The sequence below is a fragment of the Mycobacterium sp. smrl_JER01 genome (assembly GCF_048513595.2).
GTDB lineage: Bacteria > Actinomycetota > Actinomycetes > Mycobacteriales > Mycobacteriaceae > Mycobacterium.
Map to the genome: position 1 here is coordinate 1892062 of NZ_JBLXXK020000001.1, position 15020 is coordinate 1907081.

A 15020-nucleotide genomic window follows, 5' to 3' on the forward strand; every position below is an offset into this window, starting at 1 on the left:
GCGCGCGTGGTGGACGCCGAACAGCGCCTGCGCTCGGCGGTGACCCGGCAGCTGCTCGCCGGAAACGACACCGTCGACGGCGGGGTACTGCGTTACTTCGGCCTGGAACCCGGCGGCGACGTCGTCGTGGTGGTGCTCAACGGGTCCGGCCCGGTGCTGGCCGCCGAGCAACGGCTGGGCCGCACGCTCACCGAGACAGGTCCCTTCCTGATGACCTCCGCAGGCGCCGAGATCGTGATCGTGCTGCCCGCGGCGGGAAGCCGGCAGCGGATCCGGATGGCGATCGAGCAATCCGGAATGGCGGCCGGCGGGGGAGTGAGCCGGGTGGTGCGGGGTCCCGGCATCGCGACCGGGTTGCGGCAGGCCCGCACAGCCGCCCAGTCCAGCGATGCGGACCTGACGGACTTCGACGACCTCGGGGCGCTCAGCCTGCTGCTCGACCGTCGGGACCCGCACGAGTTGGGGGTGCTGGCAAGCGAACTGGATCCGCTGGGCGCCGGCGACGACGACCTCGTCACGACGCTGGCGACATACCTGCGGCGCAGCGGGCAGGTGGAAGCCGCGGCCACCGATCTGGGGATCCACCGGCACACCATGCGTCATCGGGTGCAGCGCATCCGCGAACTGCTCGACGACGACCTGAACTCGGCGGATTCGCGAACCAGACTGTGGTTGGCGGTCAAGGCGCGGCAGCTGCTGTCGGGCCGGCGTCTCCCAGCGGAGGCGGACCGCCGCGATAGCTGACCGGGGTGACCGACATGGTGATCGGGTTGGCCACCTGCGGCGCGGGGCTTCCCGGCACCTCCACGGTCGCAGTGATGCCCAGGCTGCGCGCAAAGGCGAACGCCTCGGACAGATCGTTGATCGGACCCGCGGGTACCCCCACCGAGGTCAATGCCTGATACCAGTGGTCGGCGCCGTGCGCCGTGAGCGCCGGTTCGATCAAGGCGCACAGTACCTCCCGGTTCGCCACCCGGGCGGGGTTGGTGGTGAACCGTTCGTCGCCGCCGAGCTCGGGACGTCCGATCGCGGCGCTGAACGCCCGGAACTGCTTGTCGTTACCGACCGCGACCGCGATGGGGCGGTCGGCGGTCTCGAAGGTCTGATAGGGCGCGATGCTGGGATGCCGGTTGCCCATCGGGCCGGGCACCACACCGGCGCCCAGGTATCCCGAGGCCTGGTTGACCAGTGAGGACAGCAGCACCGAAAGCAGATCGGTGTCGACCCGCTGGCCCTGACCGGTACGGTCCCGGTGGGCCAGCGCGGCCAGGATGCCGCTGAGTGCATGCAGGCCCGCGAGTACGTCGACGACAGCCACCCCGACCTTGGTGGGGTGGCCGGGCCCGGTACCGGTCACACTCATCAGACCGCCGACCGCCTGAACCAGTAGGTCATAGCCGGGCAGCGCAGCCCCGCCGCCGCGGCCGAAACCGGTGATGGCGCAGTAGATCAGGTCAGGGCGTACGGTGCACAGGTCGTCGTAGCCGAGTCCGAGTCGTTCCATCGTGCCGGGACGGAAGTTCTCCACGACGATGTCCGCACCGGCGACCAACTCGCGGGCCCGCCGCTGCCCGTCGGGATCCGAGAGGTCGAGGGCCACCGAGCGCTTGTTGCGGTTGACGGCGTTGAAGTAGGTGGCCGTGCCCGCGTCATCGTAGGGCGGCCCCCAGTGTCGGGTGTCATCGCCGGTGCCCGGCCGCTCGACCTTGACGACCTCGGCTCCGAAGTCTCCCAGCAGCATCGTGGCATAGGGGCCGGCCAGTACCCGGCTGAAATCGATGACGACGATGCCGTCCAGTGCGCCCGTCACGCACCCGCCTGCCCGCCACGCAGATACACGGTGGTGGTGTGGGTGTAGAACTCGCGTGCGGCGCCACCCTGCTCCTTGGGCCCCAGTCCGCTCTTCTTCGCCCCGCCGAACGGCACGTGCGGATCGGCGCCCGCCGATTCGGAGTTGATGTGCAGAACCCCGACGTCGATCCGCTCCACGGCCTGCAGCATCCGGGTCACATCCTGGGTGAACACCGCAGCGGACAATCCGAATTCACTGTCATCGGCCAGGGCGAACGCCTCGTCGGCGTCGCCGGCGGTTCGCAGTGCCAGCACCGGACCGAACAACTCCTCGGTCCACACGTCCACCGGCGTCTCGTCGAGCTCGACGATGGTCGGAGCGACGAAATAGCCCGCGGCGCAGAGGCCCTCGCTGTACGGCTGACCCCCGGTGAGTACCGTCGCCCCCTGCCGCTGCGCTGCATCGACGCCCGCGGTGATCGAGCGCTGCGCCGCATCGCTGATCACCGGACCCATCTGGGTCGCATCGTCGACGGGGTCGCCCACCTGCAGGGCACGTGCCCGTGCCACCAGCGCCTCCCGGAACGCGTCGGCTATCCCCGCCGTGACGATCAATCGTGAAGTGGCCGTGCACTTTTGACCGGTCGAGCGAAACGCCCCCAGCAGCACCTGCTCGACCGCGAGATCGATGTCGGCGTCGTCGAGGACCACCGCGGCGTTCTTGCCGCCCATCTCGGCCTGGGCGGGCACCCCCCGAGCGGCGGCCGCGGACGCGATCCGGCGGCCCACGGCGGTGGAACCGGTGAACGTGATGCCGTCGACGCCGGCATGACCGACCAGTGTGTCGCCGATGTCGGAGCCGCCGATCAGCAGATTGAGCACACCGGGCGGCAAACCGGCCCCGGTCAGCGCCTCGGCGAGCCGGATCGCCAGCAGTGGAACCGAACTCGCGGGCTTCCAGACCACGGTGTTGCCGTAGACCAGAGCCGGCGCGATCTTCCACGCCGGGATCGCGATGGGGAAATTGAACGGGGTGATGACGCCGACGACACCGAGCGGCTTGCGGGTGACCAGGATCTGTTCACCGGCCCGCGGTGAGGCGTAGATCTCGCCCGAGCGGCGGTCACCCTCGTTGCCGAAGTAGCGCAGGATCTGTGCGGCCCGGCGTACCTCTCCGACAGCCTCGGCGCGCGTCTTACCTTCCTCGGTGGCCAATTCCAGCCCCCACCGGTCGGCGTGGCGTTCCACCACCTCCGCCGCGGCCAGCAGCACCGCGCCGCGCTGGTGCACGGGGGTGGCCGCCCAGGCCGAGGCAGCCGCGGCTGCGGCCGCGACCGCGTGGCCGACATCTGTGGCACGGGCGCCGGGACCTTCGGCGACCACTGCGTGCGGACGGGCCGGGTTCACGCTGACCAGCGTCTCGCCGCCGCCGTCGATCCATCGGCCTTCGATCAGGTGTCGAATCGGCGCCGTCATGCGCGGAACGCCGCGTGGCCGGTCAACGCCTTGCCGATGGACAGCAGATGCATCTCCGAGGTGCCCTCGTAGGTGAGCACCGATTCCAGATTGTTGGCATGGCGCAGCGGCGAATACTCCAGCGTGATGCCGCTGCCACCCAATAGGGTGCGGCATTCGCGGGCGATCGCGATGGCCTCGCGCACGTTGTTGAGTTTGCCGAGGCTGATCTGCTCGGGCCGCACACCGTCGGCATCCTTGATACGGCCCAAATGGATTGCCAACAGCATGCCCTTGCCGAGCTCGACGGTCATGTCGGCGAGCTTCTGCTGGGTCAGCTGGTAGGCGGCCAACGGTTTGTCGAACACTTCGCGGGTCTGGGTGTAGGCGATCGTGGTCTCCAGGCTGTCGCGGGCGGCGCCGAGCGCCCCGAAGACGATGCCGAAGCGCGCCTCGTTGAGGCACGACAGCGGTGCGCCCAACCCGACGGCCTTCGGAAGCTGGGCCGACGCGGGCAGTCGCACGTTGTCGAGGACCAGCTCGGAGGTCACCGAGGCGCGCAGCGAGAGCTTGCGGTGGATCGCGTTGGCGGTGAATCCCGGTGTGTCGGTGGGGACCAGGAATCCCCGGATATCGCCGGGACCTTCGCCGGTCTGTGCCCACACCGTCGCCACGTCGGCCAGGTTGCCGTTGGTGATCCACATCTTGGTGCCGTTGAGCACCCAGTCCGCGTTCTCACCGGTTCCGGAGCGTTTCGCGCGGGTGCGCATACCGGCCGGGTTGGATCCGAAGTCGGGTTCGGTCAGGCCGAAGCAACCGATGGCCTCACCGGCCGCCAGCCGGGGCAGCCACTCGTCTTTTTGCTCCTCGGAGCCGTAGCGGTAGATCGAGTACATCGACAGGGATCCCTGCACCGAAACGAAGCTGCGGAAGCCGGTGTCACCGGCCTCGAGTTCCAGGCAGGCCAACCCGTAACTGACGGCGTTCGTGCCCGCGCATCCGTAGCCCTGCAGGTGCATGCCGAGCAGGCCGAGCTCGCCGAAACGTTTGCCCAGTTCCCTTGGCAGAGTTGCTGACTCGAACCAATGCTCGATGTTGGGTTTCAGCTCCGAGTCCACGAATCTGCGCACGGTGGCGGCGATCTCACGTTCGTCGTCGTCGAGCAACCGTGCGGTGTCGAAGAGTTCCAAGGGCGCGTAGACGGTTTTCTTGGGCGCCGCTGCGGTGGTGGTCATCGGGTCAACTCCTCGTGGTTACAGCGACGCGAATGCGTCGCGGACGACGTCGAACGCTTCGGTGAGCAGTTCGTCGGCTATGGACAGCGGCGGCAGGAAGCGCAGCACGTTGCCGTACGTTCCCGCGGTCAGGGTCAACACACCGTTGCGGTGACAGTAGCGGGTGATCGCGGCGACCGCGTCAGGGTTCGGTTCCCGGGTACCCGGCATGACGAGTTCGGCGGCGATCATCGCACCGCGGCCGCGGACCTCGCCGACCACACCGGAGGTGGCCGCGACCGAGCCCAGCGCGGCGGTCATCATCTCGCCGAGGGTACGGGCACGCTCGATGAGCCGGCCGTTCTCGATCTCCTCGATCACTCCCAGCGCGGCCGCGCAGGCGACCGGGTTGCCGCTGTAGGTTCCGCCGATCCCGCCCGGGGGCGCGGCGTCCATGACATCCGCGCGCCCGGTGACTGCGGCCAGCGGCAGTCCACCGGCCAGCCCCTTGGCGGTGGTGACCAGGTCGGGCACCAGGCCCTCGTGTTCGCTGGCGAACCAGGCGCCGGTGCGGGCGATGCCCGTCTGTACCTCGTCGGCGACGAGCAGAATGCCACGCTCGCGGCAGAAATCGGCGACCGATTGCAGGAACCCGTGCGCAGGCACGATGAATCCGCCTTCGCCCTGGATCGGCTCGACCACCACACAGGCCACCGAGTCCGCGCCGATCTGGGCGTCGACGAGCTGGGCGAAGTGGTGCATCGCCTCGGCCGCACAGTTCTGCGGGCCCGACGGCCACCGGAACGGATAGGCCATCGGGGCGCGGTACACCTCGGGGGCGAACGGCCCGAAGCCGTGCTTGTACGGGCGGTTCTTCGCCGTCATCGTCATCGTGAGCAGTGAACGGCCGTGGAAGGCGTGGTCGAATGCCACGACCGCGGGCCGCCCGGTCGCGGCGCGGGCGTATTTCACGGCGTTCTCGACCGCCTCGCTGCCGGTGTTGAACAGCGCGGTGCGTTTGTCGTCGCGGCCGGGGGTTCGCCGATTCAGGGCTTCGGCGACCTCGATGTAGGGCGCGTAGGGGGTGGCCAGGAAACAGGTGTGGGTGTAGTCGGCCAGCTGTGCGGCCGCCCTCTGGACCACCGCCGGGGCCGAGTTGCCGACCGTGGTGACGGCGATGCCGCTCCCGAGATCGATGAAGGAGTTGCCGTCCACGTCGACGACCACGCCGCCGCCGGCCGCGGCGACGTAGACACCGGCAGCGCTGGTCAGCCCGGCGGGCAGCGCAGCAGTGCGGCGGCGTGCGAGTTCGACGGAGCGCGGGCCGGGGATCTCGGTACGCACGGTGCGCAGCTGCGGCAGGGTGGGCCCGCCGAGCAGGGAGGTTGTCATGCGGCAAGCGTAGGAAGACGGCGCGGCCCGGTATGTATCCGCGCTGGACAATGCCGACCCCTCAGGTTGTACAGGACGGCGCCATTGTCGCCTGGATTAACTCCGCACGTTGCGGTTATCAGTACGTCCATGAGTGAAACCGCGCTTCTGGTGATCGACATGTTCAACACCTACACACACCCCGACGCCGAGCAACTCGCCGACAGCGTGGTTCCGGTCGTGCGGCCGGTCGCCGAGTTGGTCGCGCGGGCCACCGATCGCGAGGACGTCGACCTGATCTACGTCAACGACAACTACGGCGACTTCACCGCCACCCATGCCGGCATCGTGGAGGCGGCACTGCAGGGGGCCCGGCCCGAACTGGTCCGTCCCGTGGTTCCCGCCCCGGGCAGCCGCTTCCTCACCAAGGTGCGTCACAGCGCGTTCTATGCGACCCCGTTGGACTACCTGTTGAGCCGCCTGGGCGCGCGCCGGATCATCCTGGCCGGCCAGGTCACCGAGCAGTGCATCCTCTACACCGCTCTGGACGGGTACGTCCGGCACTACGAGATGGTGGTCCCGCCCGACGCCGTCGCACACATCGATCCCAAGCTCGGGGAGGCGGCGCTGGAGATGATGGGCCGCAACATGAAGGCCGAACTGTCCACCGCGGCCGAATGTCTGTCGTGAGCGCCTGATTCCGGTGCGGCGGGGGTATCTCCACGCGCCGCTCCCGGCGATTCCTGCGGTGACCGGTGGACGGCTGCGGTAGCCTCACCGCATGGAAGTACTACGTTCTGTAGTTGTTTTGCTGCATATCGTCGGCTTCGCCGTCACCTTCGGAGCCTGGGCGGCCGAAGCGGCTGCCGGCCGCTTCCGGACCACCCGGCTGATGGACTACGGCCTGCTGGTCTCGCTGCTCACCGGCTTGGCGCTGGCCGCGCCGTGGCCTGCCGGGATCGACCTGAACTACCCGAAGATCGGCATCAAGTTGGTGATCCTGGTGATCCTGGGCGCGCTGCTCGGTATGGGCAGTGCGCGCCAACGGCGCACCGGAGAAGCGGTGCCACGTCCGCTGTTCTACTCCGTCGGGGCGCTCTCATTGCTGGCGGCGGCCATCGCGGTGGTGTGGTGACCGCGAGCGGTCACTGCTCGCCCAGGCCCATCAACTCCGTGACGTGATGGTCGCGGCCTGCGGTGTAGCCGCCGTCGACCGCGATCGCCTGTCCACTGACGAAGCTTGCGTCGGTGGACACCAGGAATGCGGCGACCGCGGCGACCTCGGCGGGCCGGCCGAAGCGACGCAGCTTGTGCTCGTGGCGCAGCCCCTCCCGCGGACCCTCCATCCCCGCGAGGCCCATCACCGAGTCGAACAACGGTGTCTCGATGAAGCCCGGGCAGATGGCGTTGACCCGAATGCCGCTGGGACCGTAGTCGATTGCGGCGTTTTTGGTCAGCAGCACCACACCGCCCTTGGAGGCGTTGTACGCGCTGCCGCCCGCCGTGCCCTCCAAACCCTCGATGCTCGACAGCGTCACGATCGCACCCCGTTCACCGTCGATGCGGTCCTGGGCCATCATCTGGGCCAGCGCGGCCCGCAGCACCACGAAGGTGCCCTTGAGATTGACGTCGAGGACGCGGTCCCATTCCTGGTCCGGCAGCAGATGGATGGGTCCGCCGCCGCCCACTCCGGCCGAATGGACCACGCCGTCGAGTCGGCCCGCAGCCCGCACCACCGCGGCGACCGCCCGCTCGACGGTCGCCGGATCCCGGATGTCGCCTCCGACATGGCCGACGTCACCGGTGGGGGCGGCCGGCGGTTCGGGCGCCAGATCGCAGCCGATGACCGACGCGCCTTCGTCGAGCAACCGACACACGGTCGCCGCCCCGATACCTGACGCCGCGCCCGTCACCAGGATTCCCTTGCCGTGCAGTCGATGACGCATCGGCACAGTATGGCGCACCGGGCAACGGGACCGTCGGTGATCGCGGTGCGGCGGGTGGCGCAGCGTCCCGGAGTCTGGAAAACCTGACCATCCACAGTCCGGGGCGCGTATGGTGCGCTGGTGTCCCGTCGCAGCCCGGCCTGGACCGCGATGTGCTCCAAACAGCGATCCACGCAGGAGGATTCATGACCGGACGGCTGGCCGGAAAGGTCGCACTCATCAGCGGCGGCGCCCGGGGGATGGGCGCCTCGCACGCTCGCGTGCTGGCCGCCCACGGGGCGAGGGTGGTGTGCGGCGACATCCTGGACGCCGACGGTGAAGTGGTCGCCGCCGAACTGGGCGACGTCGCACGCTACGTGCATCTCGACGTCACCCGCCCCGAGCAGTGGGAGGCTGCGGTGAACCTGGCCGTCGCCGAGTTCGGTGGCCTCGACATCCTGGTCAACAACGCCGGAATTCTGAACATCGGCACCATCGAGGATTACGAGCTCTCCGAATGGCACCGCATCCTCGACATCAACCTCACCGGTGTCTTCCTCGGTATCCGAGCGGTCGCCCCGACCATGAAGGCCGCAGGCAGCGGATCCATCATCAACGTGTCCTCGATCGAAGGTATGGCCGGCACCGTGGCCTGCCATGGTTACACCGCCAGCAAGTTCGCCGTGCGCGGCCTCACCAAATCCACGGCTCTTGAGCTGGGGCCGTTCGGGATTCGGGTGAACTCGGTGCATCCAGGGCTGGTGAAGACGCCGATGGCCGACTGGGTCCCCGAAGACATCTTCCAGTCGGCACTGGGCCGGATCGCCCAACCGCACGAGGTCAGCAACCTGGTCGTCTACCTGGCCGGCGACGAGTCGAGCTATTCGACCGGTGCGGAGTTCGTGGTCGACGGTGGAACCCTGGCCGGTCTGGCGCACAAGGACTTCTCGGCCGTCGACGTGGACCGGCAGCCGGAGTGGATCACCTAGCCTCGCCGGATCCGTCGGCCGGGTCGATCCGGCCACGCAGTTCGGCACGTGAGCCGATCCCGAGCTTGCGATAGATCCTGGTCAGGTTGTGCTCGACGGTTCTGGCGCTGATGAACATCGCCGCCGCGATGTCCTTGTTGGTCGCGCCGGCGGCCGCCATCTCGGCAACCCGCTGCTCCGACGGCGTCAACCGGCTCAGCCCGTCAGAGGGCGCCACCGCGGCGCGTGACAGCTCGGCGTGGGCCCGCCGCGCCCACAGTGGTGTTCCCAGATGCTCGAACGTCTGCAGCGCTTCCGTCAAATTCCTTGCCGCCGAGCTTTTCTGACGCAACCTGCGCTGGAGCTGCCCGAGCAACAGCTGGGTCCTGGCACGTTCGAACGGCATCGGAAGGAGATCGTGTTCGGCCATCGCGCGGTGCGCCGTCCGTTCAGCCGCGACGACGTCACCGCGCGCGGCCTCCAGCACAGCGCGGCAGCGTGCCCCCACCGCCTTCATCCAGGCCCTTGCCCGCTCGGCCCCGTTGCGCTCCAGCGCTGCCGCGAGCACGTCGGCGTCGTCGAGTCGTCCGACCCCGACCATCGCCTCGATGACGTCGGGCAGATGCCATGCGTACATCATCTCGGTGGTCGGCGTCCGCCCGGAATCCAGGAACGACACGTCCAACGCCTCCAAGGCCGCCCGATGATTTCCCAGCGACTCCTCCAGGAAGCACAGCGTCATCCCGGGCCAGTCGGCGATGTGGGAGGTCTGACGGTTCCGCACGGCAGTGAGAACCCAGCCGGCGTCCGCACGGGCCTGGTCCACCCGGCCGGTATAGGCGGCCAGTGTGCCGCGGATGGTCAACGGAATGATGAGAACATCGTCACCGCCGAGTTGTTCGGCACGCTCGACGGCTTCGGAGGCCTCGGCCTCGGCCTCGGGGATCCGGCCCCGCCACAGGTGGTTGATGGCCAGGAAACCGGCGACCGTCATCAGGTCGCTCTCGGCGCCGCGTTCAAGGCACACCTTCCGCAATTCGGTGAGCTCCCGATGCGCCTGTTGGAGCTGTCCGGTCCATGACATCGCCAGCGCGTGCACGAACGGTGCCCGGAAGATGATCGGCACATCGAGGGTGTTGTCGTAGAGGTCCATCGCGCGGCCGAGGGCGACCTCGTCGAGCCCTTGGTCGCACTGGAACCTGACGTACACCGACCAGGCCAGCGCGGCACTGATGATGCCGGGTATCCCGAGCTCCTCGGCCAGTTTGACCGCGTCGCGGACGTGCCGGCGGGCGTCGTCGAGTTCACCGTGGCTGTTGAGTGCGAACGACAGTCGCAGTAGCACCTGAACCAGGACCGGGATGTTGCCGGCCCCGTCGTCGAGCGCGCTGCGCAGCAGTGCGATCGCTTCCTGGTGCCGGTTCTCATACATCCGCACCGTTGCCAGCAGGGTCGACGCCAGCGCGCGCAGCACGGGTGGCTCGATCGCGCCGACCCGTCCGAGCACTGCGCCGGCTTTGGCGGTGTCGCCCGCCAAGAAATGGTTCTCCGCGGACTTCATGCGGTGCAGCGGACTGTCGGCGCCCAGACCGATCGCCAGGTCCACCAGTTCCGCGGCCGCCGCCGGCGCGCCCCGGGCGCGGGCCGCATCGGCGGCCTGGTCGAGGGCGGCGAAGAGCTCGTCGTCTCCGCTCGCCGAAGCCAACGCCAGGTGGCGGGCTCTGCGTTCGGGTTCGGATTCCACCGCCGCCATCGCGCGGTGCGCGGCGCGTCGTGCGGTGGGCCCGGCTTCGGTGTACACCCCGTTGGCGAGCAGGGGGTGGGTGAAGCGCACCTGATTCCCGCCGAGGGTGATGATGCCGGTCGCCCGCGCCTGCTCGAGCCGTTCGGTCACCGCTTCGGTGGTGGCGTCGTGGGCGCGGGCCAGCAGTTGCACGTCGGCCTGTCCCACGCAGGCGACGCTGAGCAGCACAGATCGGGTCGAATCGTCGAGCGTCTCGATTCGCCGCCGCACCACATCGGCAAGGGTGGCGGGCAGCGCCGGTTCGCCGGCGGCCGGCCCGTCGGCGACGGCACGGGCCAGCTCGATGGCGAAGAATGGGTTGCCGCCGGAGATTTCGGCGATGCGGAGCACCGCAGGCCGGGCCAGGGTACGCCCGAGTCGTTCGGAGATCAGGGCGTGCAGCTGTCCGGTGTCCATCGGCGGCACACCCACCCGCCGGACCCGGTCTGGTTCTTCGAGCCGCAACCAGCCGACGGTGCTTCCCGCCCCGGGGGCGCACCGCTCGGTCACCAGCACACCGAAGGCTCCGTGCAGCCTACGGGCGGCGGACTCGATCGCCGCGCGACTGGAGGCGTCCAACCACTGCACATCGTCGATCGCGATCAGCACCGGTGCCTCGGTCGCGAGGTCGTGCAGCACGGCGCCGAACGCCGCGGCCACGACGCGCTGGTCGGTCGGCGGGCCGTCGCTGCCCGCGCGCAGCAGCACGCGATCCAGCGCCAGCCGCTGCAATGCCGGCAGTGCCTCGAAGTGGCCGTCTGCGACGTCGCGAAGCAGGTCGGCCAGGGCCGCGAACGCCATCACCGATTCCGCCTGACCGATGCGGGCGGTGAGTACCCGGAAGCCGAGTTCGCGGGCCCGATCCAGCAGGGTCAGCCACAAGGTGGTCTTGCCGATCCCCGCCTCACCTTCGATGACCAGCCCACGGGGCCGCGATGCCGCGGCGGCCAGGAATCCGGCAACGTGCGGATCATCGAACGGACCCCTGTCAGCTCCTGACACATCGCCCATCATCTCAGCGGGCAAAGTCCCGTGCATGACTTCGGGCCCATTGCCAACCCGGGAGCGGTCATCGCACCCGGCGGAATCCACTTCTGCTACCGGACCGACAGGACGACCTTGCCCCTGGCTGAACGGTCCTCCAGGGACCCGATCGCCTCGGCGGCCCGGTGCATCGGGTACACCACCGGCTCGGGCGCCGGCACCGCCCCCGACGCCAGCAGAGGTTCCAGGTCGGCCCACTGTTCCTGCAGGTAGCCGGGGTGGGTCAGGGTCCAGGCGCCCCAGCCGACGCCGACGACGTCGACGTTGTTGAGGAGCAGCCGGTTGACCTTCACCGTCGGGATCTCGCCCCCGGTGAACCCGACGACCAACAGGCGGCCTCCCGGCGCCAGCGAACGCAGCGAATCGGTGAACCGGTCACCACCGACCGGATCGACCACGATGTCCACCCCGCGGCCCCCGGTGAGTTCCTTCACCGCATCCTTGAAACCGTCGGCAAGCACGACGTCGGAAGCTCCCGCGGCGCGGGCCACAGCGGCCTTCTCCTCGGTGCTGACCACGGCGATGGTGCGGGACGCGCCGAAGGCAGGGGCGAGCCGCAGCGTCGACGTCCCGATACCGCCTGCCGCGCCGTGGACCAGCACGGTGTCGCCGGGCTGCAACCGGCCACGGGTGCGCAACGCGAACTGCACCGTCAGATCGTTGAACAGGATGCCCGCCCCGGCCTCGAAGGACAACGAGTCCGGGAGCTTGAACACGCGCTCCGGTTGCAGGACAACCACTTCAGCCATCGCGCCGCACATCATCGTCAGACCGGCCACCCGGTCGCCGGCCTGCACGTGCGCTCCGGCGGGCGCACTGCGCACCACGCCGGCGATCTCGGCACCGGGAATGTAGGGCATTGCCGGCTTGTACTGGTAGAGCCCGCGGGATTGCAGCGCGTCGGGAAACGCCACACCGGCGGCATGGACATCCACCACCACCGCGCCCGCGTCGGCAGTGGGCTCGTCGACCTCGACGAGTTCGGCGGCCTGCGGCCCCGTGAGTTCGGCTATCTGTATCGCCCGCATTCCCGGCCTCTCTGGTGTTCCCCGCTGACCATTTAACCCACACCGCCGGGCGACCCCGCCGCCGGTGTCCGCCGGGTACAGTCACCTATCCCGGCAAAGTCGCCGATACCCCAGGAGCGCACATGGCACGAGGCACCGACTCTCGAGGACCGGGCCACCGCTTCGCGCCGGTTGCGGCGATCCCGCGGGGACGCATCGTCGAGGTGCGCTCCCGGGACGGTGTGCGGCTGCACACCGAGGTGTTCGGGCCCGAGGACGGCTACCCGATCGTGCTCGCGCACGGCATCACCTGCGCGTTGCGGGTGTGGGCGTATCAGATCGCCGACCTGGCCCGCGATCACCGGGTGATCGCATTCGACCACCGGGGCCACGGCCGTAGCGGAATCCCGCCACGTCGCGGCGGGTACAGCCTGGATTACCTGGCCGGCGACCTGGATGCTGTGCTGGAGGCCACGCTGGCTCCCGGGGAACGCGCCGTCATCGCCGGCCACTCGATGGGTGGCATCGCGATCTCGTCCTGGTCGGAGCGGCTGCCGCACCGCGTGGCCCAGCGCGCCGACGCAGTCGCGTTGATCAACACCACTACCGGCGACCTGCTGCGCAACGTCCACCTGTTGCCGGTGCCGCCGCGCTTCGCCGAGGCCAGGGTGCGGGCAGCCGGCGGCATGCTACGGACGTTCGGCGGGGCACCGTTGGTACGGGCCGCCGACCGGCCCAGCCGACGGTTCGTCTCATCGATCGCGGTGGGCCGCGACGCCGACCCCGCGGTCGCCGACTTCGTCTACGAGTTGTTCAACGCGACCCCGCCGGCGGGCCGTGGCGGGTGGGCCCGCGTCCTGGTCGACCATCTCGGTCCGCGCCACATCGCGCTGAAGAACCTCACGGTGCCGACTCTGGTGATCGGGAGCAACAAGGACCGCCTGCTGCCGATGGTGTCGTCGCGGCGCATCGCAGCGAGCGCGCCCAATCTGGCGCGGTTCGTCGAACTGTCCGGTGGGCACTGCGCGATCCTGGAGCGGCCCGACGAGGTCAACGACCACCTGCGGTGGCTGGTCCGCTCGGTCACCGAGGCCGGGGACTACCCGGACCGGCGCACCAGCTCCTGATGCGCCTCGCCGGCCGCGCGAAGACCGGAGCGCACCGCGCCGTCGAGGAATCCCGTCCACCTGTCGGCGGTCTCCGTGCCGGCCCAGAAGATCCCGTCGATCGGGGCGTTCAACCACCGACCGTGCGCGGTCCAGGCGCCCGGAGGTACCGCCGCGGTCGGCCCACCCGGTGCGAATGTTTCGGCGCCCCAACGGTGGTCGAGATAGTCGAGCGGATGCGCGGCCGCCGGGCCGAACAGGGCGGTGAATCCGGCGAGCGCGACCTCGCGACGCTGTCGCGCCGGCAGCGGGTCGAAGGTCCGGGCGTCGGTGAATCCGAGCAGGACTCCGGGCCCGGCGTCGCCGGGGCTGCAATCGAAGGTGATGAAGACCGGCCCCTCGTCGGACAGCGCCTCCCCGGATCGCCCGTCGGCCCGCCAGAACGGGGTTTCATACGCGGCGTAGGCCTTGCTCAGATGGCCCTGGGGCCAATGCCGGTTCATCTCACCGTATTCGGCGGGCAGGGGCGGATCGAACTCGATGCCCTCGCGGTGCTCGGGAGCCACCGCGACCACCACCGACGCAGCGGTGTGGTCGCCGCGATCGGTGCTCACGGTCAGTGTCTTCCCGGCATGACGTGCGATGCGCCGCACCGGCGCTCCGAGGATGACGCGATCGCCGAGTTCCTCGGCCATGCGCTCGGTGATCTGCTGGGTTCCGGCCAGGAACCGGTCCTGCTGGGCGCCGCCCTGGACGTCGAGCATCCGGTGCAGGCCCCCGGCGGCCTTCACGTAGCGCACCGCGTGCAGCATCGACACCCCGTCGGGTTCGGCGCCCCAGGTCACCCTGGCCATGATGGCCATCAGATCGCGGGTGGACGCGCCGGCGTGCACCGACCGCAGCCAACCGTCCAGCGAGACGGCATCGAGGTCGGCCGCCGCGGGGGAGGTCCAGGGCCGGTCGACGGGCACCTTGCGGCAGATGCGGTCGAAGCGCCACTGAATACGGGACACGTCGAGCAACTCGATGATCGACAGCCGAGGAATGGTGCTGCGGTAGGTCCGCACCGATCCGCGCCAGCGGATCAGGTTCTTGCCACGCCCGTAGGTCGGCACCGACTCGCAGCCCAGCTCCGCAGCCAGGGCCAGCACCGCGTCCTGGGTCGGCCCGACGAACGTGGCCCCGAGATCGACCGGGACACCTCCGACCGTTGCGGTGTAGCTGCGGCCCCCGACCCGGTCCCGCCCCTCCACGACCAGGACGTCGTGTCCGAGCCGGGTCAGTTCCCGCGCCGCCGACAGTCCTGCGAACCCCGCGCCAACGATCACGACATCGACCATCACACCGACCATGGCT

The 15020-nt window shown here is 69.5% G+C and carries 13 protein-coding genes; 5 read left to right on the forward strand and 8 right to left on the reverse strand.

Features of this window, described 5'->3' with window-relative positions:
* Positions 1-9 precede the first annotated feature (9 nt).
* On the forward strand, positions 10-744 hold the full coding sequence (locus tag ACNUDN_RS08900) for a PucR family transcriptional regulator (protein ID WP_419121606.1): 735 nt from the start codon (positions 10-12) through the stop codon (positions 742-744).
* On the opposite strand, the gene ACNUDN_RS08905 is transcribed toward ACNUDN_RS08900, so the two are convergent.
* The 4 genes from ACNUDN_RS08905 to gabT are packed head-to-tail and all read right to left on the reverse strand — an operon-like array spanning position 680 to position 5852.
* Positions 680-1810 carry a CaiB/BaiF CoA transferase family protein gene (locus ACNUDN_RS08905; RefSeq protein ID WP_419121607.1) on the reverse strand — a complete coding sequence of 377 codons (1131 nt, stop codon included), beginning with the start codon at positions 1808-1810 and terminating at the stop codon, positions 680-682. The genes ACNUDN_RS08900 and ACNUDN_RS08905 overlap by 65 nt on opposite strands.
* The gene (locus ACNUDN_RS08910) at positions 1807-3267 is read right to left on the reverse strand and encodes an aldehyde dehydrogenase family protein (RefSeq protein WP_419121608.1); all 1461 of its coding nucleotides are present in this window, start codon (positions 3265-3267) and stop codon (positions 1807-1809) included. The genes ACNUDN_RS08905 and ACNUDN_RS08910 overlap by 4 nt, the downstream gene beginning before the upstream one ends.
* Positions 3264-4481 carry an acyl-CoA dehydrogenase family protein gene (locus ACNUDN_RS08915; RefSeq protein WP_419121609.1) on the reverse strand — a complete coding sequence of 406 codons (1218 nt, stop codon included), beginning with the start codon at positions 4479-4481 and terminating at the stop codon, positions 3264-3266. The genes ACNUDN_RS08910 and ACNUDN_RS08915 overlap by 4 nt, the downstream gene beginning before the upstream one ends.
* An 18-nt stretch (positions 4482-4499) precedes the next feature.
* On the reverse strand, positions 4500-5852 hold the full coding sequence (gene gabT / locus ACNUDN_RS08920) for a 4-aminobutyrate--2-oxoglutarate transaminase (protein ID WP_419121610.1): 1353 nt from the start codon (positions 5850-5852) through the stop codon (positions 4500-4502).
* Positions 5853-5981: 129 nt separating this feature from the next.
* Between gabT and ACNUDN_RS08925 the strand changes: the two genes are divergently transcribed.
* Together ACNUDN_RS08925 and ACNUDN_RS08930 are read left to right on the forward strand one after the other, a co-directional pair.
* Positions 5982-6521, forward strand: coding sequence for a cysteine hydrolase family protein (locus ACNUDN_RS08925; protein WP_419121611.1), 540 nt, complete (start codon positions 5982-5984; stop codon positions 6519-6521).
* Between the two features lie 91 nt (positions 6522-6612).
* On the forward strand, positions 6613-6966 hold the full coding sequence (locus ACNUDN_RS08930; protein ID WP_419121612.1) for a Fe-S protein: 354 nt from the start codon (positions 6613-6615) through the stop codon (positions 6964-6966).
* 10 nt (positions 6967-6976) lie between these two features.
* Here ACNUDN_RS08930 and ACNUDN_RS08935 read toward each other — a convergent pair whose 3' ends face one another.
* Positions 6977-7777: an SDR family NAD(P)-dependent oxidoreductase gene (locus tag ACNUDN_RS08935; RefSeq protein WP_419121613.1), complete on the reverse strand. Its 801-nt coding sequence runs from the start codon at positions 7775-7777 to the stop codon at positions 6977-6979.
* Positions 7778-7962: 185 nt separating this feature from the next.
* Here ACNUDN_RS08935 and ACNUDN_RS08940 point away from each other — a divergent pair, with 185 nt between their 5' ends.
* Positions 7963-8745, forward strand: coding sequence for a glucose 1-dehydrogenase (locus ACNUDN_RS08940; RefSeq protein ID WP_419121614.1), 783 nt, complete (start codon positions 7963-7965; stop codon positions 8743-8745).
* On the opposite strand, the gene ACNUDN_RS08945 is transcribed toward ACNUDN_RS08940, so the two are convergent.
* Positions 8738-11518, reverse strand: coding sequence for a helix-turn-helix transcriptional regulator (locus ACNUDN_RS08945; RefSeq protein ID WP_419121615.1), 2781 nt, complete (start codon positions 11516-11518; stop codon positions 8738-8740). The two genes, ACNUDN_RS08940 and ACNUDN_RS08945, sit on opposite strands and share 8 nt — an antisense overlap.
* Positions 11519-11604: 86 nt before the next feature.
* Positions 11605-12579, reverse strand: coding sequence for an NADPH:quinone oxidoreductase family protein (locus ACNUDN_RS08950; RefSeq protein WP_419121616.1), 975 nt, complete (start codon positions 12577-12579; stop codon positions 11605-11607).
* A gap of 122 nt (positions 12580-12701) precedes the next feature.
* Here ACNUDN_RS08950 and ACNUDN_RS08955 point away from each other — a divergent pair, with 122 nt between their 5' ends.
* Complete coding sequence (locus ACNUDN_RS08955) at positions 12702-13685, forward strand: alpha/beta fold hydrolase (protein WP_419121617.1); 984 nt, start codon at positions 12702-12704, stop codon at positions 13683-13685.
* On the opposite strand, the gene ACNUDN_RS08960 is transcribed toward ACNUDN_RS08955, so the two are convergent.
* The gene (locus tag ACNUDN_RS08960; protein ID WP_419125075.1) at positions 13658-15004 is read right to left on the reverse strand and encodes a flavin monoamine oxidase family protein; all 1347 of its coding nucleotides are present in this window, start codon (positions 15002-15004) and stop codon (positions 13658-13660) included. The genes ACNUDN_RS08955 and ACNUDN_RS08960 overlap by 28 nt on opposite strands.
* Positions 15005-15020: the final 16 nt, after the last annotated feature.